This is a genomic window from Massilia hydrophila (assembly GCF_020208145.1).
Lineage (GTDB): Bacteria > Pseudomonadota > Gammaproteobacteria > Burkholderiales > Burkholderiaceae_D > Telluria > Telluria hydrophila.
In genome coordinates, this window is the sequence record NZ_JAHYBX010000001.1 from 473544 (window position 1) to 499363 (window position 25820).

The following is a 25820-nucleotide window of genomic DNA, read 5'->3' on the forward strand; positions in this document are numbered from 1 at the left end:
TTTTTGAGTCCGCTTTAGCGAACGGTTTCATGCAGGGTCACCGTGTCGAGCGGTCCGACGAAGGCGATCCTCGCCTGGCCGGCCTTCGCGATGGCGGGATCGAAGCGCAGCACGCTGCAGGCGCCGACATTGGTCGTCGGCGCCGGCTGGCCATCGATCTCGATGCGGCCACCTCCTGGATGAAAACAGGCTTTCAGTCCGTCGAAGCGGGCAAGGCGCTCGTCGCGCAGGTTGATCCGGTAAAGCGGGATGTTCTTCTGGACGAACGCGACTTCGTCGAAGGCTTTCGCGAAGTCGGCATAGGCCAGCGTCTGTCCCGGGGCAACCCGGAACTTCCAGGCGACCTGCATGTAGTCCTTGCGGGTCTGCGCATTGAACATGATGGTCGCCCCTTCGTTCGCCGCCTGCGGCAGTTCGGGCAGCAGGAAGTAGCCGCCGCGCTCGACCGCCACCGGATGGTCGAAGGTGTCGCCGACGATGGCCACCGCCCAGGTATCCGGCAGGTAGGCATCGCGCTCGGCTTCGCCCAGCCCGGTGAACGACAGCCGCAGCCGCAGGTCGAGCACGCGCGGCTCGGGTGGCAGGTAGGACTGCAGGTGCCGGATGGATTGCAGGAAGCCGGCGTAGGGCAGGTCCCCCGGATTCCTGACCCGGTTGATCGTGACGGGCGCCAGCTCCGTGAGCGCGTCCTTGCCGGCCGGTCCGGTTCCACCCGCGTCCGCGCCGCCCGGCAGGCAGGCCGCCAGCACGGCCAGCCTGGCCAGCAGGGCGGGGCGGATGCGGGGGCGCGTGGAAGGCGACATGGCGAGCGGCCGGTTCATGCGCGCAAGCCGGCGCGGCGCGATGTGGACGCGCCGGCGGACTGCCCATGCCGGTCGAGCCGGTAGGCGATCTCGCGCCCGTCCCCGGCGATCCTGGCCCATCCCTGGGCCGCGTAGAAGCCGTCGGCCCGGGTTCCGGGCCCGGTGCCCAGCGTGATGTGTTCGTGGCCTAGATCGAACAGCCACGCGACCGCCCGCGCCAGCAAGGCTTTTCCCAGGCCCTGCCCTTCGTAAGACGGGCTGACGAACAGCGCCCAGATCGAGGCCTGGGCGCGGTCGGCATAGCAGAAGGCGGCAAGCACGCCGTCGACCTCGGCCACCCAGCCGCGGCCCGCCCTGTCGAGATAGTCCTCGTACATCTGCGGGGTCACCCGCGCCGGATCGGACAGCACGTTCTCGCGCACCGCCAGCCGGATGGCCGACATCGCCGGGATGTCGGCGCTGCGGGCCCGGCGCAGGCATACGCGTCCGTCCATGGCAGGGGCCTCACTCATAGCGCAGGCAATCCACCGGCAGCAGGCGCGAGGCGCGGCGCGCCGGATAGAAACCGAAGAACACGCCCACCGCGCTGGCGAAGCCGCAGGCCACCAGCACGCCCTGGAAGGTAAGGTAGACCTCGAACTTGCCGGTGGCGGTGATCGCCGCCGCCCCGGCCATCGCGATCGCCACGCCCAGCAGGCCGCCGGCCACGCAGATCACCACCGACTCGGCCAGGAACTGCAGCAGCACCGCGCCCGGCCGCGCGCCGATCGCCATGCGGATCCCGATTTCCCGGGTGCGCTCGGTAACCGACACCAGCATGATGTTCATGATGCCGATGCCGCCCACCAGCAGCGAGATCGCGCCGATCAGGCCGAGCAGCAGGGCGACGCCGGCGCTGATGGTGTTGGCCGTCTCCGCGAACGAGGCCATGTTCTGCACCTTGAAGTCGTCCGGGCTGTCGAGGCGGATGCGGTGGCGCGCGCGCAGGGTTTCCTTGACGTCTTCCTCGGCTTCCTTGAGCGACATGTCGGGCCGCCCCTGGGCCGCGATGTAGTGCACGTTCTGCGGGAAGGGCATCTTGATCAGGTTGGCGCTGGCGGCGGTGATCGGCACCAGCACCAGTTCCGCGATGTCGGAGCCGTCGATCTGCTTGCCTTCGCCGGCGAGCACGCCGATCACCTGGAAGGCGACGTTCTCGATGCGGATGTACTGCCCGAGCGGGTCCGCCTTGTAGAAGAACTGGTCCGCCACCTTCTGGCCGATCACTACCATGCGGCTCGAGGCGCGCACGTCGGCTTCGCTGAACAGGTTGCCCTGGTCGAGCTTCCAGTTGCGGATCTTGAACATGGCCGGGGTCACCCCGTGCACCTGGCTGTTCAGGCTTTCGTTGCCCGCGCTGAGCTTGAAGCCGCCCTGCAGCGCCGGCGCCGCACCGGTCAGGCTGGGCAGCTCGTTGAGGGCGGCCGCATCGTGGATCGACAGCGAGGGCACGGCGCCGGCGCGCGCGCGCTGGGCGCTGGTGCGGTCGCCGCCGGGGAACACGTACAGCATGTTGGTGCCCAGCTGCTGCAGCTCCTTGCCGATGAAGCGCTGCATGCTGTCGCCGATCGCCAGCAGCAGCACCACCGAGGCGATGCCGATCACGATGCCGAGCATGGTGAGCGCCGTGCGCAGGCGGTTGGCCGCCATCGAGCGGAAGGATTCGATCAATACCTGGAGGAAGTTCATGCCGGCACCTCCGTGTGGCTCGCATTCAGCTGGCGCAGTCCTTCCGCCGACGGGCCGTCGTACAGCACCCTGCCATCCTTCAGGCGCACCAGGCGGCGGCTGTAGGCGGCGACGTCGGCTTCGTGGGTGACGAGCACGATGGTGATGCCACGCTCGCGGTTCAGATCACGGAAGCTGTGCATGATGTCGTCGCTGGTCTGGGTATCGAGGTTGCCGGTCGGTTCGTCCGCCAGCAGCAGCGGCGGATCGGTGGCCAGCGCGCGGGCGATCGCCACGCGCTGCTGCTGGCCGCCGGACAGCTGGCTCGGGGTACGCTTGGCCAGCCCGCCCAGCCCCACGCGTTCCAGCTCCAGCAATGCGCGCGCGTGCGCCTTGCCGCGGCTGGCGCCGCCGTAGATCAGCGGCAGCGCGACGTTCTCGGCGACGCTCATGCGCTTGATGAGATTAAAACTCTGGAACACGAAGCCGATCGTGCGGTTGCGGATGTCGGCCAGCTGGGCGCGCGACAGCGACAGCGTATCGACGCCGTCGAGCAGGTAGCTGCCGCCCGTGGCCTGGTCGAGGCAGCCGAGGATGTTCATCAGGGTCGACTTGCCCGAGCCCGACTGGCCCATGATGGAGACGAAGTCGCCGCGCGTCACCTGCAGGTCGATCCCGTGCAGCACGCGGGTCTCGACGCTGCCGCTGACATAGGTCTTGGTAACGCCGCGAATATCGATCAACCCGGCGATCGTGGAAGAAGTCACGGCCGCGCTCACATGTCGTCTTTCGGCTGGGCCAGCGTGCGCGTAACGACCTGGTCGCCCACCTTCAGGCCGCCTGCCACCACTTCGGTATAGCGGAAGTTCGACAGGCCGACGCGGATGTCGACGGGCTGCGGCTGGTTTCTCGCATCGAGGCGATAGACCTTGTACTGGCGCGCGGTTTCGCTGGCGCTGCGAAAGGCCAGGTCGTCATCCTGGGCCGGGGCGGCCGGCTTCTGCGCCACCTGCCGCACTTTTCCATCCTTGTTGCCGTCCTTCGCCGCTTCCTGTTCCTGCTTGCGCAGTTTTTCCTGTTCCTCTTCCGGCAGCTGGAAGCGCAGCGCCGTGGTCGGGATGCGCATCACGTTCGGGCGGTTGGCCACGACCAGGCGCACCTGGGCCGTCATGCCGGGCTTGAGCATCTCGTCGCTGTTGTCGACGTCGAGCACGACGTTGTAGGTGACCACGTTCTGCACCACGTTGGCGGCCAGGCGGAACTGGCGCATGGTGGCGTGGAATTCGCGGTCCGGATAGGCGTCGACCACGAAGCGCGCCGGCAGGCCGTCCTTCAGGGCGCCGACGTCGGCCTCCGAGACGCTGGTGTCGATCTGCATCTTGGTGAGGTCGCGCGCGATCTGGAACAGGTTCGGCGTGTTGAACGAGGCCGCCACGGTCTGGCCCAGGTCGATGGTGCGCTTGATGACCACGCCGTCGATCGGCGAGCGGATCACGCTGTTGTTCAGGTCCGCCCTGGCGCGGTCGAGCTGGGCCTGGGCCAGCTGCACGTTGGCGCGCGCCACGTCCATCTCGCGCCGCGCCTGGTCGACCACGGTGCCGGAGACGAAGCGCTGCGCCATCAGCTGCTGGTTGCGCTGGTAGTTGGCCTCGGCCAGGCGCAGGTTGGCCAGGGCGGAAGCCTTGCTGGCTTCGAACTGGCGGATCTGGGCGTTGAAGATGGTCGGGTCGAGCTTGAGCAGCACCTGGCCCTTGGTCACGCGGTCGTTGAAGTCGGCGTTCAGCTCGACCACCGTGCCGGACACCTGCGAGCCGACGTTCACCAGCGCCACCGGGTTGATGGTGCCGGTGGCGGTGACGGTCTGGTTGATGGCGCCCATGTCGACTTGCGCGGTGCGGTATTTCGACGGCGGTACTTTCGGTTCGCCCCTGGGCATCAACCATGCGGCGGCCGCGCCGCCCACCACCAGTATCGCGGCGGCGACCGCCACCCGCTTCTTCGTCCAGCGTTTCATTGTGCTCTCTATATATGCCTGCGAAAACATGCAGTGTGCTGCACGGATATCTGCTTGGCAATGCATTTTGCATCGACTGGCGCCGGGCTGCGACGAAGCGTCGTTTTTGCGGATTGAACGGTGCGATCCGCTAAAATGGCGGCTTCCTTTCCCTTACTGACAGCATCATGACCCAGGACGAACTCAAGCAAGCCGTGGCACGCGCCGCGATCGATTACGTGGTGGACGGCGAAATCATCGGCGTCGGCACCGGCTCGACGGCCAACTTCTTCATCGACGAACTGGCCAGGATCAAGGACCGCATCAAGGGCACCGTGGCCTCGTCGGAAGCGACGGCGAGCCGCCTGCGCGGCCACGGCATCCCGGTGTTCGACCTGAACGACGTCACCTCGATGGCGGTCTACATCGACGGCGCCGACGAGATCACCGCCAGCGGCGCGATGATCAAGGGCGGCGGCGCGGCCCTGACCCGCGAGAAGATCGTGGCCTCGGTGGCGCAGAAGTTCGTCTGCATCGCGGACGGTTCGAAACTGGTCGAGACCCTGGGCAAGTTCCCGCTGCCGGTCGAAGTGATCCCGATGGCGCGCGCCTCGGTGATGCGCCAGCTGGCGCTGCTTGGCGGCCAGCCGCGCCTGCGCACCAAGCCAGGCTCGGACGACGCCTTCATCACCGACAACGGCGGCGAGATCATCGACGTGGTCGGCCTGTCGATTACCGATCCGGTGGCGCTGGAAGAGCGGATCAACCAGATCGTGGGCGTGATCGCGGTGGGCCTGTTTGCCAGGGCGGGCGCGAATGTGTGCCTGCTGGGCACGTCCGAAGGCGTCAAGACCCTGACGTTCTGAGCGGAGAAACGCACATGAAGCACGCGCTGGCGCCCTTGACCGTCCTTGTCGCTGTCCTTCTCGCCCTGCTGCTGGCCGGCTGTACGCTGTCCAGGAGCGCGCCGGCGCCGGTGCGTGCGCCGGTGGCGGCTGTTCAACCTGCGGCGCCCGGGCTGGTCGATCCGGACGGTGCGCCGATCGAGCGCGTGCCCTTCAGGCTGGGCGTGTCTTCGGCCACGGTCGAGAAGCTGGCGAAGCAGCAGGGCTGCACGAGCGGGCAGGGCGCGGGGCTGGTGACCGCGGCGGGGCCGGTGGAGGTGTACCGGATGCGCTGCGAAGAAGGGGCGATGCGGGGGAAGGTGTTCATGGCGCGCTGTGAATTGCGCCAGTGCGTGAAGATGTAGTTCGCTGTTGCGCTGGGCATAGCGTGGGCAGGGGGATAGCCGACGATGAATGCACCGCGCAGGCTGTTCTTGCCCGGTTGAACGCGTGGGCGGGAAAACCCGCCCACCCTACCAAAGCGTCAGAGCAGACTCAGGCCGCCGGCGGCACGTAACCCTGGGCCTGGTCGGCCGCGCCGTCACCGAAGAAATGACGTTCCATCTGCGCGGCCAGGTACTTGCGCGCGCGGTCGTCCGCCAGGTTCAGGCGGTTTTCGTTGATCAGCATGGTCTGGTGCTTCAGCCACGCCTGCCAGGCCTCCTTCGAGACCGACAGGTACAGCTTCTTGCCCATTTCGCCTGGGACCGGCGGGAAGTCCAGCCCTTCGGCTTCCTTCTTCAGTTTGATGCATTGGACGGTGCGGGCCATGGCGTACTCCTGTATCTGTGTGAATGCGGTGAAAGCGGTGAAACCGGCATTATAAGGTCTTGATGAAAACCTGTGACCGGCGCTGCCAGTTGTACATGTGCTGGCGGTCCTTGGGCAGGTCGTCCACCGTGGCCGGCACGAAGCCGCGCTTCTTGAACCAGTGCGCCGTGCGGGTGGTCAGCACGAACAGCTTGGTGAGACCGGCGGCGCGGGCGCGGTTCTCGATGTGCTTCAGGATGCGTTCGCCGTCGCCCTGGGTCTGGGCGTCCGGGCTCACCGTCAGGCAGGCCATCTCGCCCATCTTCGCTTCCGGGAAGGGGTAGAGCGCGGCGCAGCCGAAGATCACGCCGTCGTGGTCGATCACCGAGAACTGGTCGATCTCGCGCTCGATCAGCTCGCGGCCCCGGTAGACCAGGGTGCCGTCGGCTTCCAGCGGCTCGATCAGCTTGATAATTCCGCCGACGTCCTCAATTGTGGCCTGGCGCAGGCTTTCCAGGTTCTCGTGGCTGATCATGGTGCCGACGCCATCGTGGGTAAACAGCTCGAGCAGGGCCGAGCCGTCCATCTCGAAGGGCACGATGTGGGCGCGGTCCACGCCGCTGTTGCAGGCCTTGATGGCGTGCCGCAGGTAGAACGCGGCGTCCGGCGGCAGGAAGCCGGCCTGCAGCACGGCTTCGGCCTGGTGCGAGGACAGTTCGCGGATCTCGGTGCCGGCCACGTCGCTCATCATGCCGGTCTCGGTGATGAAGATCAGCTTGTCGGCGTGCAGGGCGATCGCGGCCGATGCGGCCACGTCTTCCATGGTGAGGTTGAAGATCTCGCCGGTGGGCGAGAAGCCCAGCGGCGACAGCAGCACCAGGCTGTCCTCGGTCTGCAGGATCGGCTGGATCTTGTCGGCCGCGATCTTGCGGGTCATGCCGGTGAGCTCGAAGTCGACACCGTCGATCACGCCGAGCGGGCGGGCGACGACGAAGTTGCCCGACACGATGCTGATCTGGGCGTGCGACATCGGGGTGTTCGGCAGGCCCTGGCTGAAGGCGGCTTCGATATCGAGACGCAATTCGCCGGCGGCTTCCTTCGCGCACTCCAGGGCGGCGGTATCGGTGATGCGGATCCCGTTGTGGAAGCGGCCCTCGACGTTACGCAGGGCGAGCTGCTCGGCCACCTGGGGGCGCGAACCATGCACCAGCACCAGGCGGATGCCCAGGCCGAGCAGCAGTGACAGGTCCTGGGCCAGCACCGGCAGGGCGCCGGAGGCGACCAGTTCGCCCGGGAAGGCAACGACGAAAGTCTTGCCGCCAAAGGTGTGGATATATGGCGCGACAGAGCGCAGCCACTGGACGAATTGGGTAGGATTTTCCATTTGCCGCATTATAATTCGCTGCGCGACGTGCGCACCAAATACCTTGTAAAAATCAATGTCTGAACAGAGTAACAAGCCTGCGCCGCAGCAGGCGCGCACCGCATCCGACCAGCCTTCCGCCAGGGAGCCACGCAGGCAGCAGCCCGCGGGTGAATTGCGCGCGCCGCAGACACGTATGTCCATGACGCAGACGCGCGATGGCGAACTGCAGACGAAGAAGGAAGGCGGCCCGCGCCGCGCGCCCGCGCCACGTCCTGACAAGGGCCCGCGTGCCGCCGGCGGGCAGGGCGGGCCGCAGTCGCAGTCGCAGCGTGAGCGGGGAGAACGCAAGGAGCGCAGCGAGCGTCCCGCGCGCGACGAGGCGCGCACGCCGCCCGTCAGGAATCCGCTCCCGCCGATCACATTTCCCGAAGACCTGCCGGTGTCCAGCCGCCGTGGCGAGATCGCGCAAGCGATCCAGGAAAACCAGGTGGTCATCGTCTCGGGCGAAACCGGTTCCGGCAAGACCACCCAGTTGCCGAAGATCTGCCTGGAACTCGGCCGCGGCGCGCAGGGCCTGATCGGCCACACCCAGCCGCGCCGGATCGCCGCCTCCAGCACCGCCAAGCGTATCGCCCAGGAACTCGGCTCGCCGCTGGGCGAACACGTCGGCTTCAAGGTGCGCTTCAACGACACGCTGTCGAAAGGCGCCTCGGTCAAGCTGATGACCGACGGTATCCTGCTGGCCGAGACGCAGACCGATCCGTGGCTAGCAGCCTACGACACCATCATCATCGACGAGGCGCACGAGCGCAGCCTGAACATCGACTTCCTGCTCGGCTACCTGAAGGGGCTGCTGCCGCGCCGTCCGGACCTGAAGGTGATCATCACCTCGGCCACCATCGACGCCGAACGCTTCGCGCGCCATTTCGGCACGCCGGAAAAACCCGCGCCCGTCATCGAGGTTTCGGGCCGCCTGTACAAGGTGGAGGTGCGCTACCGTCCGGTGGACCGCGACCCGGTCACGGCCACCAATGCCAAGCCCGGCGAACCCTTGCCGAAAGCGCAGGCAGCGCGTGACAAGCGCGACCTAATGGACGCGGTGGTCGACGCCGTCGATGAGCTGTGCCGCATCGGCTCGGGCGACGTGTTGGTGTTCCTGCCGGGCGAACGCGAGATCCGCGACTGCGCCGAAGCGCTGCGCAAGCACCATCCGCCGCACGTCGAGATCCTGCCCCTGTTTGCGCGCCTGTCGGTGGAAGAACAGGACCGCGTGTTCCGCACCACCAATGCGCGCCGCATCGTGCTGGCCACCAACGTGGCCGAGACCTCGCTGACCGTGCCGGGCATCCGCTACGTGGTCGACACGGGTCTTGCGCGCGTAAAACGCTACAGCTTCCGCAACAAGGTCGAGCAGCTGCAGATCGAACCGGTGGCGCAGTCCTCGGCCAACCAGCGCGCCGGCCGTTGCGGCCGCGTGGCCGACGGCGTCTGCATCCGCCTGTACGAAGAGGACGATTTCAACAAGCGTCCGAAGTTCGCGGACCCGGAGATCCTGCGTTCCTCGCTGGCCTCGGTCATCCTGCGCATGAAATCGCTGCACCTGACCGACGTCGAGACCTTTCCCTTCATCGAGCCGCCGCAGGGCCGCGCGATCGCGGACGGCTACCAGCTGCTGCAGGAAGTCGGCGCGGTCGACGACAGCAACGCGCTGACCGCGCTTGGGAAAAAACTGGCCAAGCTGCCGCTCGACCCGCGCGTGGGCCGCATGATCCTGGCGTCCGTGGACAACGACTGCCTGAGCGAGATGCTGATCGTGGCTTCGGCCCTGTCCACGCAGGACCCGCGCGACCGCCCGATCGAGTACCAGCAGCAGGCCGACGAGAAGCACAAGAAATTCGCCGACGAGAAGTCCGAGTTCCTCAGCTACCTGAAGATCTGGGCCTGGTTCGAGGATGCGGTCCAGCACAAGAAATCGAACCGCCAGCTGCAGGAGAACTGCCGCGCCAACTTCCTGTCGCAGCTGCGCCTGCGCGAGTGGCGCGACGTGCATTCGCAGCTGCTGACAGTGGCGCGCGAGCAGGGCTGGCGCCTGAATGCGGCCGCGGCCACCTACGACCAGCTGCACATGGCCCTGCTCACCGGCCTGCTGGGCAACATCGGCTTCAAGGCCGAGGACGAGCCGGTGTTCCTGGGTGCACGCGGCATCAAGTTCCATATCTGGCCGGGGTCGTATCTCGCCAAGAAACCGGGACGCTGGGTGATGGCGGCCGAGCTGGTCGAGACCACGCGCCTGTATGCCCGCACCATCGCGCAGATCCAGCCGGAGTGGGTGGAGAAGATCGGCGCGCACCTCTTGAAAAAATCCTGGGGCGAGCCGCGCTGGGAAAAGCGCCAGGCGCAAGTGACGGCGCTGGAGCGCGCGACCCTGTACGGCATCGTCGTGTACAGCAACCGCCGCATCAACTACAGCCAGCACAACCCCGTGGAAGCGCGCGAGATCTTCATCCGTGACGCCCTGGTGGCGGGCGACTACGAGACCCGTGCGCCCTTCTATGCGCACAACCACAAGCTGGTGCGCGAGATCGAGAATCTCGAACATAAATCGCGCCGGCTCGACGTGCTGGTGGACGAGCAGCTGATCGCCGCCTTCTACGACAAGGAAATCCCGCATACGGTGGTCAACGGCGCGGGTTTTGAAAAGTGGTACAAGGACGCGGCGCGCGACAACCCGAAGCTCCTGTTCCTGAACCGCGAAGAGCTGATGCGCCACGAGGCGGCCGGCGTCACCACCGAGCTGTTCCCGAAGACGATGAACGTCACCGGCATCGAGATGGGGCTCACCTACCATTTCGAGCCGGGCAGCCCGCGCGACGGCGTAACCCTGGCGGTGCCGCTGTTCGCCCTGAACCAGATTCCCCAGGAGCGTGCGGGCTGGCTGGTGCCGGGCATGCTGAAGGAGAAGGTGCACCTGCTGCTGAAATCGCTGCCGCAGAAGCTGCGCCGCCACTGCGTGCCGCTGCCGGACTACGCCGCCAACTTCTTCGAGCGCCACCAGGACCCGCTGCGTTTCGCCAGGGGCGACCTGATCGACGCCCTGATCGCCGACATCCACATGCATACCAGCGCGCGCGTGCTCACCACCGACTTCAAGCTGGAGACCCTGCCGGCGCACCTGTTCATGAATTTCAAGGTGATCGACGAGCACGGGCGCCAGCTCGACATGGGCCGCAACCTGGCGACCCTGCAGGCCGAGCTCGGCGGGCAGGCGCGTCAGAGCTTCCAGAAAATGGCGGAAACGACGCCGGCTGCGCCGGCGAAGCTGCAGGCCGCAGCCCCGGCCTCGACCTCGCTGGCAACGAAAGGGAAGGGCAATGCGGCGGGCACGAAGCCGGCTGGCCCGGCGGCGGGCGCCGCGCCGGCCGCGGCTGCGCCGGGCGCGATCCAGCACACGGGCCTGACCGGCTGGAGCTTCGGCGAGCTGCCGGAACTGCTGGAGATCACCCAGGGCAAGCTGACCCTGATCGGCTTCCCGGCGCTGGTGGACAAGGGAGCGCACTGCGACCTGGAAGTGTTCGATGACCCGAACGTGGCGGCGCGCACCCACCGCGTCGGCCTGCGCCGCCTGTTCGCGCTGCAGCTGAAGGACCAGCTCAAGTTCGCCGAGAAGAACATCCCCGGCCTGCAGGGGATGGGCATGCAGTTCATGAGCGTGGGCACGCAGGAAGACCTGCGCGACCAGATCATCGCCAAGGCGATCGACATCGCCTGCCTGCAGGATCCGCTGCCGGTCAATGCCGGGGAGTTCAACCAGCGCAAGGACGCGGGCAAGGGCCGCATCGGTCTCCTGATCAACGAGATCGCGCGCCTGGCCGGGTCCATCCTGGCCGAGTTCCACGGCATGCCGAAGCGCATCCAGAGCCTGCCGCCGGCGGTCCAGCAGGACATTCAGGCGCAGCTGCAGGGCCTGATCCACAAGCGCTTCATCGCCGACAACGAGTACAGCCAATTGGCGCACTTCCCGCGCTACCTGAAGGCGATCAACGTGCGCATCGAAAAGCTGCGCGGGAACCCCACGCGCGATGCGCAGCTGATGGCCGAGTGGCAGGGCGCGGCCAGCCAGTTCCAGCGCACGCTGAAGAACGGGGCCGGCAAGAACAACGATCCGCGCATGACGGAGTTCCGCTGGATGCTGGAGGAATTGCGGGTGTCGCTGTTCGCGCAGGAGCTGAGGACGCCCATGCCGGTGTCGGCCAAGCGCCTGCAGAAGGTATGGGAGTCGATGATCCGCTGACGCGGTTTTCGTAGGGTGGGCAAGTTGCTTGCCCACGCGGTCAAACCAAACATGCCTTCACTCGGCGTAATTTATCTTCGAGAAAATCCGCTGATTATTCACGTTGCGTGGTGATGCATGGCACCGTTGACCGCGTGGGCGGGAAACCCGCCCACCCTACGTCAGCCGATATTGCTGCCCCGGATCCTGCTGAGGTCCTTGTCGTCCCCATCGTGCCCCGGGCGCGGATCGGGGCTGGCGCCGACCCCGTACGAATCTCCATGCAGGCTGCCTACGCGCGATCCCGGCTCGCCCATGGCGGCCGTCCCGCCCAGTCCCGGCCCCGGGCCCATGCTCGGCGCCCCGCCGCGCTGCGGATCGGTGCCGTAGAAGCCATGCACGCTGCTGGCCCAGCCCGCGTCGCCCATGTCGGGCCAGGCGTCCTTGTCGAAGCCCGGCGCCTGTTTCAGCCGCTCCTTGTCGATGTTCAGCACCATGCGCTTGTTGACGGTATCGAGGTGCAGCGCCTGCCAGGGCACGGCGAACAGCTTCTCGCCGATGCCGAGGAATCCCCCGAAAGCCAGCACCGCATAGGCCACCTGGCCCGTCTGCATGTCCAGCATGATTTCCTTGATGTCCCCCAGATCCTCTTCCTGGGCGTTGACGACACTGTCGCCGATCAGCGTCTCGGCGCCCATCAGTGCCGGTCCGGGGCCGGTGCCGCGCGTGTTCCTGTACATGCCATACCTGTCACGGTCTGCGTAGCTCATCGTCCACCTCCTTCGTGTTCGTTCGTACCGCTGAGGCCCGTCTGCAAGAAATGCCTACCCGGCGCGGGTAAAACCGTCTTTGCCCTCCCATCATATGGCGTAAAAACGACAGGGCGCGCGCGGCAGACGTCCTGCCTGCACGCAATGCGAGCTAGCGCACAGAGTACTACTTGCAAGGTGGTTATTGTGCCAAGTAATGTTTCGGAGAGATAAGAGATGACTGTCAATTCGCGCTGCAACTACACCGGCCTGTTCAGCAAACGTATCCCGACCCGTTCGGTGTCGGCCGTCCTCGTATCCGGCATCGCTACCGCTTTCGCCCGCCTGAGCTGGTTCGGCCGCCGCTGAACCGGGGCGCAGCGCGCGGGCTGGCCCCGGCCCGCGCGCAGTCTCAGGGCCCGGGCCTGCCCCGGCTCCCTTCATTGCTTCCCCCAGCGCTCCCGGCGCCTCTCGCTGCTCCCCTGGCGCACACCCGGCAAGCGAGGGCGTCATAACAACTGCTTGTAATTTCGCACATGTGTGCTAAAGTACTCCCATGAACAGCACCGCAAAGAGCGAAGCCACCTACGCCACGATCCTCGCGGCCGCCTACGACATGGCGGCTGCCGAGGGCATCGGCAAGGTATCGCTGGGCGAGCTGGCCAAGCGCACCGGCATCAGCAAGAGCGGGATTTTTTCGCGGGTCGGTTCGCTCGAGGCGCTGCAGTCGGCCGTGCTGGACGAATACGACCGCCGCTTCGGGGAAGAAGTGTTCCTGCCTTCGATGGCGGTGCCGAAAGGCTTGCCCCGGCTGGCGCTGCAGGTCGACCTGTGGCTGCGCAAGATCGGCAACGAGACGGCGCGCGGCGGCTGCCTGTACACGGCCGGCGCCTTCGAGTTCGACGACGTGCCCGGCCCGCTGCGCGACCGCATCGAGGCCGGCGTGACCCGCTGGCGCGGCTCGCTGCGCAAGACCGTGCTGCAGGCGATGGAAGCCGGCCACCTGCGGCCCGACACCGAGCCCGAACAGCTGGTGTTCGAGGTCTACAGCCTGGCCATCGGGGTGATGCACGATGCCCGCTTCCTGCACGAGGACGCGGTGCTGCGCCGGGCGCAGCGGGCGTTCAAGCGCCTGATTTCGACGTACAAGAGTTTCAACGATCTGGAGTAGGGCGTTGGCGGAGCGGGGCGGGCGTGCCCGTCCTTTTTTTTCGATAAATTTCGCACGTGTGTGCGAAATAAGATGGGCACAAGGAGTCGATCATGTCTGCGTTCTGGTTGCTGGTGGTACCCGTTGCGGGGTTTGCCTGGGTTGCGGTGCGCGGCGTCCTGTGCGCCTTGCCGCGTTCGAACGAGGATTTCGTGTTTTGCTGAATCGGGCCTGCCCGCAGGGTGGGCGGCGATGGCGGCGGAGGGCGCGCCGCCGCACACCGGGTGCCGCCCACGCGTTCAGCGAGCGCGTCAGCGCAGCAGCTTGAGCCCCGGTGGCAGCGCGTCGCCCAGCATGCGCGTCTCGACCGCCTGGTCGAGCTCGACCACCTCGCGCACCATGGCGGACCAGCTTGGCGGCGCGCCGCTGGCGGACAGGCGCCTCAGCACCTCGTCGCGCACCGGCTGGCCGATGTCGCGCGAGCGGTCGCCGGTCATGCGCGCGATGTGGGCGGCGGCGAAACCGGCCGGCTCGATCTTTTTCCAGTCGAGCTGGAACAGCTGCCCCAGCCACGCCTCGGCCGAGGCGGCGGGCGCCACCTCGTGCGCGGCGCCATGGAAGGACTGGCGCGCGCCCACCCGCCCCAGGGCCCACAGGTAGCGCGCATAGCGTGCGGCGGCGCGCGCGTCGATCCGGGCGCCGGCCGGCATGGCCAGGATCTGCTGCACCAGCCAGTCGCCGATCTCGGCCTTGTAGGCGGAAGGAATGCGTTCCAGCGAAGCGCCCATGCGCAGCATGTCGTCCTCGCTGCCGTCCACCAGCGTGACCGGGCGGCGCCCGCGTTCCGCGGCGTCGGCCTGCAGGTTGAAGGCGAAGTCGTCGAGCAGGCGCAGCTGCGCCTCGGTGGACAGGCCGCCGGCCACGCGCCGCCACAGCGTCCACCATTCCGCGCGCGCCTGGCCGTCCTTGTGGTACTGGACGCCGGTGTCGAACAGCGCCCACAGCTGCTCGATGCGCCATTCGTCGAGCGCATGGCCGAAGCCGGGACGCAGGCAGTAGCCGGCCAGGTTCAGCCACACGCGCTCGTGTTCTGCCGACCTGCGGCGCCCCTTGGCGCGCGCCAGCAGGGCATCGAACAGGCCGCGCAGCAGCGGCGTGGTCCAGCGCTCGCGTGCGCCCAGCAGATGTTCCAGCGTGGCGCGCAGCTGGCGCACCTCGCGCGGCTCGACCTGCTGCGAACGGCTGCCGAAGATGCGCTCGATGCGCGCGATCGCATCAAGCAGTTCGGGCGGCAGCGCGTCTTCTCCGGGTCCGGCTTGCTCTTCCCCGCGCAGCTGGAATTCAAGACGCCAGCGCTGGCCGGCATTGGCGCCGTCGTCCTGCTGCGCAACGCAGAACACGTCCAGCGTGCCCACTTCCGACAGGACGGTTGCCAGCTGCACCGGGATCTCGCTGCTGCCCTTGCCATCCCGGCTGCGCAGGACGGTCGCGATGGCCGGCAGGCGCACGACGTCCGCGGCCGGCAGCGCCAGCAGCTCGCCCGGCTGCGGCAGCCTGCCGCCCGGGTCGGCGGTGGACGAGACCAGGTGAAAGCGCACCGGCCGCCCGATCCGCAGGGCGAAACTGCGCTCGGCCAGGCGGACTTCCTCGCCGGCCGGGGTACCGCGCGGCAGCAGGCAGACCGCGCGCAGCGTCTCGCCCGTGGCCTGCGCATCGAGCAGCAGGTAGTAGTTGCGCGCCGAGCCGCTTTCGATCGCCGGGGCCTGGCCGGCGCGCGCCAGCGAATAGGCGACGCCGCCGCGCGCCACGGCCACGTCCGGGTCCTCGTTGTGCAGCACCCGGACCGGCGCGCCGCGCCAGCTTGACAGCACCCCGGCCAGGCGCTCCGCCAGCGCCGCGCCGCGGAACACGCCGCCGTTGAGCAGCAGGGCATCGGGCACCGGCAGCCTGCCATCGCCATCGTCATCGGCCTCGTCCAGGCCCAGCGCCGCGCGCGCGGCCGCCGCATGCTGGCGCAGAAAGGCGGCCAGGTGGCGCGTGATGGCCGGGTCGCTGGCGTAGGGCAGGCCGAAGCCGACGAGGCCGGCGCGGGAGCGCTGCGGTCCTTCCTGCGCCTGGTTCGGCGGCAGGAAGCCGTCCAGCACGATGCGTTGCACGTCCTCGCGCGTGATGGTGGCCGAACGGCTGGCGCCGACCAGGCGCGCGCCGCTGCCGAGCAGGGTGACGCTCACCTGTTCCGGCGCGTCCGGCGCCAGCAGCTGTTCCTTCGCCGCGCGGCAGCGTTCCGTCAGCTGCGCCAGGCGGCCGGCCGACAGCCGTTCGCCCGCATTTCCCCCCGCCAGGCGCGACTCGGCCAGGTGGGCCAGCGCCAGGTCCATGTTGTCGCCGCCCAGGATCAGGTGGTTGCCGACCCCGATACGGGTGAGCATGGGCTCGCCGTCCGGCGCCAGCGCCACCTTCACCAGGCTGAAGTCGGTGGTGCCGCCGCCGACGTCGGCCACCAGGACCAGGCGCGTATCAAGCAGGTCGGCGGCCAGGCTGGCGCGGTGGCGGTACAGCCAGTCGTACAGGGCCGCCTGCGGTTCTTCCAGCAGGCGCAGCGCTGGCAGGCCGGCCATGCGCGCCGCTTCCAGGGTCAGCGCGCGCGCTCCTTCGTCGAAGGAGGCCGGTACGGTCAGGACGATCTGCTGGCGCTCCAGCGGCGCCGCGGGAAAGCGCCGGTTCCAGGCCGCGCGCAGGTGGGCCAGGTAGCTGGCGCTGGCCGCCACCGGCGAGACTTTCGGGATGCCCGCATCGTCGGCACCCCAGGGCAGGATCGGCGCCATGCGGTCCACGCCCGCATGCGAGAGCCAGCTCTTGGCGCTGGCCACCAGCCGGCCCGGGGTCTGGGCGCCGAGCACGCGCGCCAGGCGTCCGACGGCGACCCGTTCGACGCCGGCCGGGTCGCTTGCCACCCAGGGCAGCTGGAGTTCGCCGGGCGCGAGTTCCTCCGGTGCCGGGTGGTAGCGCATCGAGGGCAGCAGGGCGCTGGCGCCGACTTCGCCCGGCGCCACCAGCTGTTCCACCACCAGCAGATCGACCGGGGCCGCACCCGGCGCGGCATAGGCCAGCACCGTATTGGTGGTGCCCAGGTCGATGCTGACGAAGTAGTTCACTGCTCGCGGACGTCGAACTCGATCTTCCAGCGCTGGCCTGCGCGCGACACCGCCACCAGCTCCAGCGTGCCAGCTTCAGTCGCCAGCGCATGCAGTTTCACCTGCACCACGTCGCCCGCCGCGCGGCCATCGGCCGGCAGCGTGCCCTGGATCGCGTTCATTTCCTGCAGCTCGTCCGGGCCCCAGAAGTCGAGCACCTCGCCGATGCGGTCCTGGCGGCGGGTGGTGGAGCCGAAGAAGCGGAAGGTGACCGGCTCGCCCACCACCAGGCCGAATTCCTGGCCCGGCAGTTCGAGTTCCGTGCCTTCTTCCATGCCGAACGGCGCCACGCACAGCGCTTCGATTGGCGGCTCCATGCCGGGGATGGCCGGCATCGAGGATTCCACGCCCACGTAGTAGGAACGGGCGGTGCCGCCGCGGATGCGCACGCCGCCGCCGCGCCGCGCATAGCTGAAGTAGGCGGCGCCGCGCGCCACGGCCAGGTCGAGGTCGGCCCCTTCCAGCATGCGCGCGGGCTGCGCGCCTTCCATGTAGAGCCAGTCGTTGATGGTGTCCATCACGCGCTGGGCCAGGATGCCGGACTTGAACACGCCGCCGTTGAACAGCACCGCGCTCGGGTGCAGGAAGGTCGGTCCGCCGTCGCGGTGTTCGGCGCTTGCAGGTCCACCTGTGCCGGCGAAGCCTTCGAGTTCGGCGGTCGCCCCCAGCTGGCGCGCCAGGAAGGCGGCCAGGTGTTTGGTGATGGCGGCATCCTGTGCGTACGGCAGGCCGACCTGGGTCAGGCCGGCACGGGTGCGGGTCGCCGGGCGCGCGGAGGCTTCCACGCGCGGGAAGAAGCCGTCGGTAATGAAGGCCGTGACTTCGTCGCGCGTCAGTTCGGTGCGGATCGAGCCGCCGATGAGCTTCGAGCCGCGGCTCGGCACCACGATCGGCCACACGCTCGCCTCGGGATCGGCCAGCAGGTGTTCCTTGGCGCTGCGGCAGCCGTAGGTGAGGGCGCGCATCTGCCAGGAGTCCAATTGGGTACCGTTCGCCTGGAGCTTGCGCGCCACGAAGTGGGCCAGGGCCAGGTCCATGTTGTCGCCGCCCAGCAGGATATGGTCGCCCACGGCCACGCGGTGCGGCTCCAGGGTGCCGTCGCGTTCGAGGATGGCGATCAGCGAGAAGTCGCTGGTGCCGCCGCCCACGTCCACCACCAGCACGATGTCGCCGGCCTTGACCTGCTTGCGCCAGCTGCCCTTGCTTCCCTGGATCCAGCTGTACAGGGCGGCCTGCGGCTCTTCCAGCAAGGTAGGATGGATGCCGGCATTGCGCGCCGCTTCCGCGGTGAGCTCGCGCGCGCCCGGGTCGAACGACGCCGGGATGGTGATCGTGACCTGCTGCTGCTCGAACGGCGCTTCCGGATGGGCCGCGTCCCATGCCTGGCGCAGGTGGGCCAGGTAGCGGGTCGAGGCTTCCAGGGGCGAGACGCGCGTGACTTCTTCCGGCGCGTCGTGCGGCAGGATGGCGGCGCGCCGGTCCACGCTCGGGTGGCTCAGCCAGCTCTTGGCCGAGGACACCAGGCGGATGGGCGTCGTGGCGCCGCGGCTGCGCGCCATCTCACCGGCAATGAAACCTTCTCCCCCAGGGCTCCACGGCAGCGCGGTCTCTCCCGGCGCCAGTTCGTCCGGGTGCGGCAGGTAGAGGAAGGACGGCAGCAGCGGCAACGCCTCGACCGTGCCCGGGCCGCTCAGCTGGGGCACCGGCAGCACGCCGTCGACGGTCTTTTCGCCATCGCTGGCCTGCAGGTCGACATAGGACAGGGCGCTATGGGTGGTGCCGAGGTCGATGCCGATCGCGTAGCGTGGATTCGCTTGCTCGCTCACAGTTCCACCTCCGCCGGCGCAAGCACGCGCGCATCGTGTTGTTCAGCGAGCTGCGGCAGCTGCACCCTGGTGGCGCGCCAGCCGCGGTGCGACAGGGTGCCCTTGAACGGGGCCTGGCCGACCACGTTGCCGGTCAGGCGTACGCTGGCGGCGTCGAAACCTTCCTCCAGCGTGAGGCGTGCTCCTTCCGCTTCGCTGCGCACCGGCTCGATGCTGAAGTGCTCGCGCAGCACGCGCGCGCAGCCTTCGTGCACGACGCGGGCGGCGGCGCCGATATCGGCGTCGGAATAGGCGCCCAGGTTTTCCTGGGTGAAGTCGATCAGGCGTGCTTCGCGCTGGAACAGGCTCAGCAGCTGCAGGGCAGATTCGGTGCTCGGGGCGCGCAGGGGCGCCGCGGCTGGGGCTGGTGTCGGGGCCGGCGCGACGGTGGGGGCGGGTGCGGATGCAGGGGCGGCGACGGGACCGATGCCGTCATCGCGCACGCGCGCGGCGAACTCGGCATCGCCGAGCGATTTGAAGAAGGCGCCGAAGGCGATCGACAGCCGGCTGAAGAAGCCCGGCAATTGGCTTGGAGTGTTCATTCTTGATGTTCTGTAGGGTAAGGGAGGGCGCGCTGTCGGACAGCGCCGGGCCATGCTCCGGAAAACGCGCATGATACCAGTTCGGCCACGGGCGGGGCACGCGCCGGCCCGGTCCGGGCCGGTGGCCGGCCCACCGCTTCCAGGCTAGCGGGCCGCCATTTCGCGCATCTGGCGCCGCAGGGCCCGTTCGCGGCGCTGCTCTTCGCGCCAGTCTTCGCGCAGGGCGCGCCACAGCGCGATCACCATCAGTACGATCACCACGGCGAAGGGCAGGGCGAACAGGATGGTGGCGGTCTGCACGGCGTCGATGCCGCCCGCCAGCAGCAGGCTGATGGCGATGCCGGCGATCAGGGTGCCCCAGATGATCTTGGTGCGGGCGTTCGGGTTCGGGTTGCCGCCCTGGCTCATCATGCCGAGCACCAGCACGGCCGAGTCGCCCGAGGTCACGAAGAACACCACCACCAGCAGCGTGGCCACCACCGACATGAGCTGGCCGAAGGGCATGGCGTTGAACATCGCGAACAGCGCCGTGGCCAGGTCGGCCTTGACCGCCTCGGCCAGCGGCACGTGCTGCCAGATCTCGAGGTAGAGCGCGGTGCCGCCGAAGATCGAGAACCAGATGAAGGCGGCCAGCGAGGGCGCCAGCACGGTGCCGAGGATGAATTCGCGGATCGTGCGTCCGCGCGAGACGCGCGCAATGAACAGGCCGACGAAGGGCGACCACGAGATCCACCAGGCCCAGTAGAAGATGGTCCAGTTGCCGACCCAGCTGCTGTCGCGGAAGGGCGTGGAGCGCAGGCTCATGCGCACGAACTCACTGGCGTAGCTGCCCAGGGTATTCGTGAAGGTGTCGATGATCGCCACCGTCGGGCCGAGCAGGAACACGGCCAGCGCCAGCAGGGCGGCCACGATCATGTTGGTATTCGACAACAGCTTGACGCCCCGTTCGACGCCGCTGACGGCCGAGCCGATGAACATGGCAGCGGTCACGACGATGATGATGACCTGGGTCCCGGGGCTGATCCCGATGCCGAACACGGCGTTCAGGCCGCTGTTGATCTGCAGGGCGCCCACGCCGAGCGAGGCGGCCACGCCGAAGGCGGTGGCCACGATCGCCAGGCCGTTGAACAGGCCGGACATGGCACGCACCGGGCGCCAGGGCAGGGAAGCGGTGACGGTGCTGATCAGGGGACTGCCGGCGCGGCGGTACTGGAAGAAGGCGATCGCCAGCGCCACCACGCTGTACACGGCCCAGGGATGGAAGCCCCAGTGGAAGAACACGTAGCGCATGGCGGCGTTGGCCGCTTCCGGGGTGCCGGCCGTGATGCCGGGCGGCGCCGTCACGTAGTGCGACACCGGTTCGGCCACGCCCCAGAACACCAGGCCGATGCCCATGCCGGCCGCGAACAGCATGGCGAACCAGCTGCCCACGGTGAATTCCGGTTCCTCGTCCTCGCCGCCGAGCTTGAGGTTGCCGTAGCGGCTGAAGGCGACGAAGGCGGCGAACAGCACCAGGCCCAGCACGACCCACAGGTAGAACCAGCCGAAGTTGCGGGTAAGCGCGGCCAGCATGGTGCTGAACACGGAGGCCATGCTGTCGGGGGCGAGGATGCCCCATAGCACAACCAGAAAAATGAGGCCCGCAGAGCAGATCAGTTGCATGAATTCTCCTTGTTGCCGCGTGCGGGAAGCCGGCCGGCAGGGCCGGATCGTCGCCACAGGCGGGGCAGGCCGGCCCCGGATTCGGGCGCGCAACGCCGCCCGGCCCGCAGGACCTGCCTGGTACTTTGGTGGATAGCCTGCGTTACAGGCTTCAGTATGGGGCAGCCGCTGCGCGATCGTCGCACCGGTTTCGTGGCCCCTACTGGCAAGAGGGTAGTCGGCTGGCCGTGGCCAGCGGGCCACAGTGTAACACATCATGCATTTGCACAAATGTATGTGCGGAAAACCATGTCATTCTGGCTGCGCTTTGCTGAATGACGATCATCACGGATGGCAATTTTCTTTCTATCTGCGGCAGGCGCATACTGGTCCTATTCAAGAGCCTCCTTCAAGAACGTCTTCAGGAACCAAGACCATGTCCACGCTTCTCGCATTCATCCGCAGCCTGTTCCTCGTGCCGGCCCCTGTCCATGCCCGCGATAGCGGGACCGACCTGCGCACCCTGTACCAGCTGAGCCGCGGACGCGATTCCGTCTCGCCCGCCGTGCTGCGCAGGCTGGCCGAAGCCGCGCGCAAATAAGCGGCAAGCCCGCCCCGCCGGTCTCATCGAGCCCTGCCGCGAGCAGGGCTTTTTCTTGGGTGTGGAGAAGCTCGCGTGGCTGAAGGACCGGACGCGAATATCCGGGCATTCATGGCCGCCAGGCCTTTGCGCCCTGGCCGGCTCAGGAGACCGGGCCGATCATGCCCGCATAGATGATGCGCGCCACGATGGCAAGCAGGAACAGCCACACGGCCCAGCGCAGGATGCGGTTGCGCCTGGCGAGCAGTTCGCCGAACACGTTCAGGATCAATTCAGCAAGCATCCGGCTACCTTTGCATGGTTGAAAGCGGGGCCATTGTACGCGCAGCGGGCCCGCCGCTGCCGGGGAGGCGGCAGCCTCACTCGAGCGCGATCACCTCGTCGCCCGGCGCGGCTTCGCAGGCCGCGCCCAGCGGCTCCCAGCCGCGGCGCACGACGATGTGTTCGCGCGTATGGCACAGCTCGACGCGGCGCGCCTGCGGCGCCCGGCCGCGCACGAAGGTTTCGATCGCGTCCGGCACGCTCACGTGCAGGGCCAGCGCGCCGGTGTCCGCGTCCGGGTGGTCGTCCAGGTGTACCAGCGGCACGAAGCGTCCGGCGAACATCAGCCAGTGCGAGGGCACCCGGACCGGCCCGGCGACATAGCCCTGCTCGCGCAGCCAGGCCTGGGCCGTTTCGCGCGGCGCATCGCCGCCCTCGAGGCGGCCCCAGGCACTGGCAAGCAGTTCCGCCAGCCACTGGTTGCAGTTCTGGTAGCGGGTGCCATAGGCATAGGCATTCGCGCTGTAGCTCCCGCCCAGCAGCGCCAGCGCCAGTCGCTTGTCGAGCGCGGCCTGTTCCAGCAGGACGCTGTCCTCATCCGCCGGGAACAGCAGCGAGACATGGCCGCGCGCCGGCGTGTCGGCCGCCAGCGCAAAGCCGGCGATGCCCTGGTCGAACAGGCGCGGACGTCCCTCGTCGCAAGCATAGTAGAGCTGGCGCACGGCCCAGGGACCGCCCGGATTGTCGCGCAAGGCGACTCCGGCGTGCGAGTACAGCAGGCCGAAGCGGCTCAGGTCGAGACCGGCGCGGGCGACGAGTGCGACGCGCGCACCGGAGCGCTCCAGCTCGTTCCTGACGGCGCCGGCGAAGCGCAGCACCCGGTCCTGGTCGGCGGCGCCGATCTCGTTCGCGCTTTCGCAAAAGGCCGGCAGGCCGGCCGAGGCACCGGCGCTGGCGCACAGCAGGACCAGGGACAACAGCGGCGCCAGCAGTGGTGCCAGCGGCTGCGCGGGCCGGCGTGGCATCAGATGGTGACTTTGCGCGAGGCCAGGTCGCGGTACCAGTCGTCCTGCAGCGCCAGGAAAAAGGCGCGCCTGGTGTCGGCGTGGGCGAATTCGAAGCCGTAGGCGCGCTCGTTGACGCGCACCAGTTCGCCCTTGCCCAGGCCGCGTTCGGCCAGCGCGCGGTTGGGCACGTCGAGGGTGAACTCGCGCGCGGCACCGGCGGCGTCGGCAGCCACGGCGCGCAGGGTCAGGCGGGTGGTGTCCGCCTTGGCCGGGGCCTGGGCCAGGTCGATCACGCGGTAGTCGCCGGCGGCCACCTTGCGCTCGCCGCCGGAGCTGTTGCTGGAGGCGCCGATCGAATCGGATACGCTGCCGGACGAGGCCGAACCGGCGCTGGAGGCGGACGAGGCGGAACTGGTGGCGTGGACAGGTGCGGCGCAGGCGGCGGCGAAGGCGGCCAGGCAGAGCGCGCGCAACAGAATGCTTGAGGTCATGGATGTCTTTCGGGATCGTCGGAGTGGCGCAATGGCGAATGACGCTATGGTACAAGTCCGCCGAACCGCTGAGAAGGCGCCAGTGGCAGGAATTCTGTAAGTTCTTGTAATGCCGCCCCTGGCCTGCAGTCCGGCCCGCTCGTTCAATATCTTGGTTTCAAGCCTGCTTTTGCTTCCCGGCGAAAACCGGGCGGGACAAAAGTGCGACACCTCATGCGCTGCTCATGCTACGGTTGTACGCACATGTCGTGGCTGCCGTCGCAAATGTCGAGTGGGGAGGGTAACTTGAAGCCTCTGGGAATTGTCTTCGCATTTTTCTTGCTGCTGGGTGGCCTGGCGTCCCTGGCCCGGGCGCAATCCCCGGGTGGAAGCGCCGAGCGCGTGCCGGACACCATGGAAGCGCGCGTGGCCGCCTGCGTCGGCTGCCACGGCCTGGCCGGGCGCGGGGTGGAGAACGTGTATTTCCCGCGCCTGGCCGGCAAGCCTGCGGGCTACCTCTACAACCAGCTGGTCGCCTTCCGCGACGGCCGACGCAAGTACGTGCCGATGAACTACCTGCTGGCCTACCTGCCCGACAGCTACCTCTACAAGATGGCGGAATACTTCGCCGCCCAGAACCCGCCACCGCTGGTGGTGGCCGGCCCGGCGCCGGAGGCGCAACTGGTGCGCGAGGGCCAGCGGATCGTGACGGGCGGCGTGCCGGCGCGCCGCATCCCGGCCTGCGCCACCTGCCACGGCGGCGACCTGGCGGGGCGCGAGCCCGGCATCCCGGGCCTGCTGGGCCTGCGCGCGGACTACGTCAGCGCGCAACTGGGCGCCTGGCGCTATGGCGTACGCACCGCGCTGGCGCCGGACTGCATGCAGGTGATCGCGTCCAGCCTCACCGAGCCCGAAGTGGCGGCCGTCGCCGCCTACCTGAGTTCCCTGCCCGTGACCAATGCCCGGCCCGCGAAAGGCGGTCCGGTGGCGCTGCCCATGCCCTGCGGCAGCCAGGCCCAGCCGAAGTGAGAGGCACGCATCCATGAGCACATCTGCCATCTTCAAGCGGCCGGCACTGTGGGCAGTCGCCGCGATCCTGGTGGGCGCGGTACTGGCCTTCACGCTTGGCCGCGGGTTCCGTCCGCCGGAATTGCTGGGCGCTGGCGCCCGCTCGGACGGCGCCGCGTCGCAGGAAGTGATCGCGCGCGGCAAGTACCTGGCGCAGGCGGGCGACTGCATCGCCTGCCATACGGTTCCCGGCGGGAAGATCTTCTCGGGCAACCGGGGCATGCCGACGCCCTTCGGCACCCTGTATGCGCCGAACATCACGCCGGACCCGGAAACCGGTATCGGCGCCTGGACGGCCGAGGACTTCTTCCGGATGATGCGGACCGGGAAGTCGCGCAATGGCGAGCTCCTGTACCCTGCCATGCCGTTCGCGAGCTACACCAAGGTGACGCGCGCCGACAGCGATGCGATCTACGCCTACCTGCGCTCGGTGCCGCCGGTGCGCCTGAAGTCGCGCGAGCACGATCTGCGCTTCCCCTACAACAACCGCTCGCTGCTGATCGGCTGGCGCACGCTGTACTTCCAGGAGGGCGAATACGTGCCCGACCGCAGCAAGTCCGCCGAATGGAACCGCGGCGCCTACCTGGTGCAAGGCCTGGGCCATTGCGCGATGTGCCATACGCCGATCAATGCGCTCGGCGGCTCGTCCGAGGAGCAGGCGTTCCGCGGCGGTTTGATCCCCATGCAGAACTGGTATGCGCCCTCGCTCACCTCGAACAAGGAGGCTGGCCTGGGCAACTGGGAAATCCAGGACATCGTCGACCTGCTGCAGAAGGGCGTGTCGAACCGCGGCACCGTCTACGGCCCGATGGCCGAGGTGACCTTCAACAGCCTGCAGTTCATGAGTGACGAGGACGTGCGGGCCATGGCCGTCTATTTGAAAAGCCTGCCGGCGGACCAGCCGGTCAATGCCGATCCGGCCCTGGCGCCGGCCCGTGCCGACATGAGCCAGCAGCATTCCCAGGGGCGCCGCATCTACGAGGCCAAGTGCGCGAGCTGCCATGGCGATGCCGGACGCGGCATGCTGCCGCACTATCCGCCGCTGGCCAGCAACCAGTCGATCACCATGACCTCCGCCGTGAACCCGATCCGGATGGTGCTCAACGGCGGCTATCCGCCGGGTACCCGGCGCAATCCGATGCCCTACGGGATGCCGCCGTTCTTCCACGAGATGTCGGACGAAGAGATCGCGGCGGTGGTGACCTATATCCGCACCGCCTGGGGCAACCGCGGCGCACCGGTGACGGCGCGCGAGGTGAGCAACCTGCGTGCGGCGACGGTCGAATGAGCCCTGGTGGCTGAGCAGTGTCGAACAAGGAGATCCGATGATCCTGGAACCGATGGACAGCGATGGCAGCGCCGACCAGCAGCGCGTGGATGCCATCGTGGCGCAGGGACCGCGCGGCGCGTTTGCCGTGGCCGGGCTGGCGGTGGCGATCGTGATGGCGATCTGGCTGGCGTTCTACGTGCTGGTCTACCTGGCGCGCGGAGGGAACTGA

Annotated in this window: 24 protein-coding genes; 9 read left to right on the forward strand and 15 right to left on the reverse strand. The window is 68.2% G+C overall.

Going from position 1 to position 25820, the window contains the following annotated elements; translation table 11 throughout:
- Positions 1–14: 14 nt before the first annotated feature.
- From LE190_RS02110 to LE190_RS02130, 5 genes are read right to left on the reverse strand one after another with little or no spacing between them, the layout of a single operon-like run.
- The gene (locus LE190_RS02110) at positions 15–821 is read right to left on the reverse strand and encodes a hypothetical protein (protein ID WP_225237167.1); all 807 of its coding nucleotides are present in this window, start codon (positions 819–821) and stop codon (positions 15–17) included.
- Positions 818–1297 (reverse strand): GNAT family N-acetyltransferase, encoded by a 480-nt coding sequence (locus tag LE190_RS02115; RefSeq protein ID WP_225237168.1) that lies wholly within the window; start codon positions 1295–1297, stop codon positions 818–820. Before LE190_RS02115 ends, LE190_RS02110 begins: the two co-directional genes overlap by 4 nt.
- A gap of 10 nt (positions 1298–1307) precedes the next feature.
- Positions 1308–2531: an ABC transporter permease gene (locus LE190_RS02120; protein ID WP_225237169.1), complete on the reverse strand. Its 1224-nt coding sequence runs from the start codon at positions 2529–2531 to the stop codon at positions 1308–1310.
- Positions 2528–3277, reverse strand: coding sequence for an ABC transporter ATP-binding protein (locus LE190_RS02125; protein WP_369598413.1), 750 nt, complete (start codon positions 3275–3277; stop codon positions 2528–2530). Before LE190_RS02125 ends, LE190_RS02120 begins: the two co-directional genes overlap by 4 nt.
- A gap of 8 nt (positions 3278–3285) precedes the next feature.
- Complete coding sequence (locus LE190_RS02130) at positions 3286–4524, reverse strand: efflux RND transporter periplasmic adaptor subunit (protein ID WP_225237170.1); 1239 nt, start codon at positions 4522–4524, stop codon at positions 3286–3288.
- Between the two features lie 167 nt (positions 4525–4691).
- Here LE190_RS02130 and rpiA point away from each other — a divergent pair, with 167 nt between their 5' ends.
- Positions 4692–5369, forward strand: a complete 678-nt coding sequence (gene rpiA, locus LE190_RS02135; protein ID WP_224943267.1) for a ribose-5-phosphate isomerase RpiA — start codon at positions 4692–4694, stop codon at positions 5367–5369.
- 14 nt (positions 5370–5383) lie between these two features.
- Positions 5384–5752, forward strand: coding sequence for a hypothetical protein (locus LE190_RS02140; RefSeq protein WP_225237171.1), 369 nt, complete (start codon positions 5384–5386; stop codon positions 5750–5752).
- Between the two features lie 130 nt (positions 5753–5882).
- On the opposite strand, the gene LE190_RS02145 is transcribed toward LE190_RS02140, so the two are convergent.
- Positions 5883–6158 (reverse strand): oxidative damage protection protein, encoded by a 276-nt coding sequence (locus LE190_RS02145; RefSeq protein ID WP_224943249.1) that lies wholly within the window; start codon positions 6156–6158, stop codon positions 5883–5885.
- 49 nt (positions 6159–6207) lie between these two features.
- Positions 6208–7521 (reverse strand): amino-acid N-acetyltransferase, encoded by a 1314-nt coding sequence (gene argA, locus LE190_RS02150; RefSeq protein ID WP_224943246.1) that lies wholly within the window; start codon positions 7519–7521, stop codon positions 6208–6210.
- 55 nt (positions 7522–7576) lie between these two features.
- Here argA and hrpA point away from each other — a divergent pair, with 55 nt between their 5' ends.
- A complete protein-coding gene (gene hrpA, locus LE190_RS02155; RefSeq protein ID WP_225237172.1) occupies positions 7577–11794 on the forward strand; it encodes an ATP-dependent RNA helicase HrpA in 4218 nt (1405 codons plus the stop codon).
- A 161-nt stretch (positions 11795–11955) separates the two neighbouring features.
- Here hrpA and LE190_RS02160 read toward each other — a convergent pair whose 3' ends face one another.
- Positions 11956–12543: a PRC-barrel domain-containing protein gene (locus LE190_RS02160; protein WP_225237173.1), complete on the reverse strand. Its 588-nt coding sequence runs from the start codon at positions 12541–12543 to the stop codon at positions 11956–11958.
- Between the two features lie 216 nt (positions 12544–12759).
- On the opposite strand from LE190_RS02160, the gene LE190_RS21810 reads away from it, so the two are divergent.
- Together LE190_RS21810 and LE190_RS02165 are read left to right on the forward strand one after the other, a co-directional pair.
- Positions 12760–12891 (forward strand): hypothetical protein, encoded by a 132-nt coding sequence (locus tag LE190_RS21810; protein WP_267875291.1) that lies wholly within the window; start codon positions 12760–12762, stop codon positions 12889–12891.
- Positions 12892–13078: 187 nt separating this feature from the next.
- On the forward strand, positions 13079–13693 hold the full coding sequence (locus tag LE190_RS02165) for a TetR/AcrR family transcriptional regulator (RefSeq protein ID WP_225237174.1): 615 nt from the start codon (positions 13079–13081) through the stop codon (positions 13691–13693).
- A gap of 290 nt (positions 13694–13983) precedes the next feature.
- Here the strand turns inward: LE190_RS02165 and LE190_RS02170 are convergent, their stop codons facing one another.
- The 4 genes from LE190_RS02170 to LE190_RS02185 all read right to left on the reverse strand — a co-directional run bounded on the left by LE190_RS02170 (position 13984) and on the right by LE190_RS02185 (position 20935).
- Positions 13984–16827 carry an Hsp70 family protein gene (locus tag LE190_RS02170; protein WP_225237175.1) on the reverse strand — a complete coding sequence of 948 codons (2844 nt, stop codon included), beginning with the start codon at positions 16825–16827 and terminating at the stop codon, positions 13984–13986.
- Positions 16824–18692 (reverse strand): Hsp70 family protein, encoded by a 1869-nt coding sequence (locus tag LE190_RS02175; RefSeq protein WP_225237176.1) that lies wholly within the window; start codon positions 18690–18692, stop codon positions 16824–16826. Before LE190_RS02175 ends, LE190_RS02170 begins: the two co-directional genes overlap by 4 nt.
- The gene (locus LE190_RS02180; RefSeq protein WP_225237177.1) at positions 18689–19273 is read right to left on the reverse strand and encodes a DUF2760 domain-containing protein; all 585 of its coding nucleotides are present in this window, start codon (positions 19271–19273) and stop codon (positions 18689–18691) included. The genes LE190_RS02175 and LE190_RS02180 overlap by 4 nt, the downstream gene beginning before the upstream one ends.
- Before the next feature lie 144 nt (positions 19274–19417).
- Entirely contained in the window at positions 19418–20935 is a 1518-nt protein-coding gene (locus LE190_RS02185) for a BCCT family transporter (protein ID WP_225237178.1), read from the reverse strand.
- A 415-nt stretch (positions 20936–21350) separates the two neighbouring features.
- Here LE190_RS02185 and LE190_RS02190 point away from each other — a divergent pair, with 415 nt between their 5' ends.
- On the forward strand, positions 21351–21515 hold the full coding sequence (locus LE190_RS02190) for a hypothetical protein (RefSeq protein ID WP_225237179.1): 165 nt from the start codon (positions 21351–21353) through the stop codon (positions 21513–21515).
- 142 nt (positions 21516–21657) lie between these two features.
- On the opposite strand, the gene LE190_RS02195 is transcribed toward LE190_RS02190, so the two are convergent.
- The 3 genes from LE190_RS02195 to LE190_RS02205 form a co-directional block, all read right to left on the reverse strand.
- On the reverse strand, positions 21658–21798 hold the full coding sequence (locus LE190_RS02195; RefSeq protein ID WP_224943215.1) for a hypothetical protein: 141 nt from the start codon (positions 21796–21798) through the stop codon (positions 21658–21660).
- A gap of 76 nt (positions 21799–21874) precedes the next feature.
- Positions 21875–22801, reverse strand: a complete 927-nt coding sequence (locus LE190_RS02200) for a DUF2145 domain-containing protein (protein ID WP_225237180.1) — start codon at positions 22799–22801, stop codon at positions 21875–21877.
- Positions 22801–23274, reverse strand: coding sequence for a hypothetical protein (locus tag LE190_RS02205; RefSeq protein ID WP_225237181.1), 474 nt, complete (start codon positions 23272–23274; stop codon positions 22801–22803). The genes LE190_RS02200 and LE190_RS02205 overlap by 1 nt, the downstream gene beginning before the upstream one ends.
- Positions 23275–23559: 285 nt before the next feature.
- Here LE190_RS02205 and LE190_RS02210 point away from each other — a divergent pair, with 285 nt between their 5' ends.
- Genes LE190_RS02210 through LE190_RS02220 form a run of 3 tightly spaced genes read left to right on the forward strand, consistent with a single transcriptional unit; the run spans position 23560 to position 25820 of the window.
- Positions 23560–24282, forward strand: a complete 723-nt coding sequence (locus tag LE190_RS02210) for a c-type cytochrome (RefSeq protein WP_501039611.1) — start codon at positions 23560–23562, stop codon at positions 24280–24282.
- Between the two features lie 13 nt (positions 24283–24295).
- The gene (locus LE190_RS02215) at positions 24296–25609 is read left to right on the forward strand and encodes a c-type cytochrome (protein WP_225237182.1); all 1314 of its coding nucleotides are present in this window, start codon (positions 24296–24298) and stop codon (positions 25607–25609) included.
- 37 nt (positions 25610–25646) lie between these two features.
- On the forward strand, positions 25647–25820 hold the full coding sequence (locus LE190_RS02220; RefSeq protein ID WP_224943194.1) for a hypothetical protein: 174 nt from the start codon (positions 25647–25649) through the stop codon (positions 25818–25820).

Bases quoted from the DNA above. Each gene is read 5' to 3' on its own strand.
- LE190_RS02110 (WP_225237167.1), bottom strand. From the start codon at position 821: ATGAACCGGCCGCTCGCCATGTCGCCTTCCACGCGCCCCCGCATCCGC.
- LE190_RS02115 (WP_225237168.1), bottom strand. From the start codon at position 1,297: ATGGACGGACGCGTATGCCTGCGCCGGGCCCGCAGCGCCGACATCCCG.
- LE190_RS02120 (WP_225237169.1), bottom strand. From the start codon at position 2,531: ATGAACTTCCTCCAGGTATTGATCGAATCCTTCCGCTCGATGGCGGCC.
- LE190_RS02130 (WP_225237170.1), bottom strand. From the start codon at position 4,524: ATGAAACGCTGGACGAAGAAGCGGGTGGCGGTCGCCGCCGCGATACTG.
- rpiA (WP_224943267.1), top strand. From the start codon at position 4,692: ATGACCCAGGACGAACTCAAGCAAGCCGTGGCACGCGCCGCGATCGAT.
- LE190_RS02140 (WP_225237171.1), top strand. From the start codon at position 5,384: ATGAAGCACGCGCTGGCGCCCTTGACCGTCCTTGTCGCTGTCCTTCTC.
- LE190_RS02145 (WP_224943249.1), bottom strand. From the start codon at position 6,158: ATGGCCCGCACCGTCCAATGCATCAAACTGAAGAAGGAAGCCGAAGGG.
- argA (WP_224943246.1), bottom strand. From the start codon at position 7,521: ATGGAAAATCCTACCCAATTCGTCCAGTGGCTGCGCTCTGTCGCGCCA.
- hrpA (WP_225237172.1), top strand. From the start codon at position 7,577: ATGTCTGAACAGAGTAACAAGCCTGCGCCGCAGCAGGCGCGCACCGCA.
- LE190_RS02160 (WP_225237173.1), bottom strand. From the start codon at position 12,543: ATGAGCTACGCAGACCGTGACAGGTATGGCATGTACAGGAACACGCGC.
- LE190_RS21810 (WP_267875291.1), top strand. From the start codon at position 12,760: ATGACTGTCAATTCGCGCTGCAACTACACCGGCCTGTTCAGCAAACGT.
- LE190_RS02165 (WP_225237174.1), top strand. From the start codon at position 13,079: ATGAACAGCACCGCAAAGAGCGAAGCCACCTACGCCACGATCCTCGCG.
- LE190_RS02180 (WP_225237177.1), bottom strand. From the start codon at position 19,273: ATGAACACTCCAAGCCAATTGCCGGGCTTCTTCAGCCGGCTGTCGATC.
- LE190_RS02185 (WP_225237178.1), bottom strand. From the start codon at position 20,935: ATGCAACTGATCTGCTCTGCGGGCCTCATTTTTCTGGTTGTGCTATGG.
- LE190_RS02190 (WP_225237179.1), top strand. From the start codon at position 21,351: ATGTCCACGCTTCTCGCATTCATCCGCAGCCTGTTCCTCGTGCCGGCC.
- LE190_RS02195 (WP_224943215.1), bottom strand. From the start codon at position 21,798: ATGCTTGCTGAATTGATCCTGAACGTGTTCGGCGAACTGCTCGCCAGG.
- LE190_RS02200 (WP_225237180.1), bottom strand. From the start codon at position 22,801: ATGCCACGCCGGCCCGCGCAGCCGCTGGCACCACTGCTGGCGCCGCTG.
- LE190_RS02205 (WP_225237181.1), bottom strand. From the start codon at position 23,274: ATGACCTCAAGCATTCTGTTGCGCGCGCTCTGCCTGGCCGCCTTCGCC.
- LE190_RS02215 (WP_225237182.1), top strand. From the start codon at position 24,296: ATGAGCACATCTGCCATCTTCAAGCGGCCGGCACTGTGGGCAGTCGCC.
- LE190_RS02220 (WP_224943194.1), top strand. From the start codon at position 25,647: ATGATCCTGGAACCGATGGACAGCGATGGCAGCGCCGACCAGCAGCGC.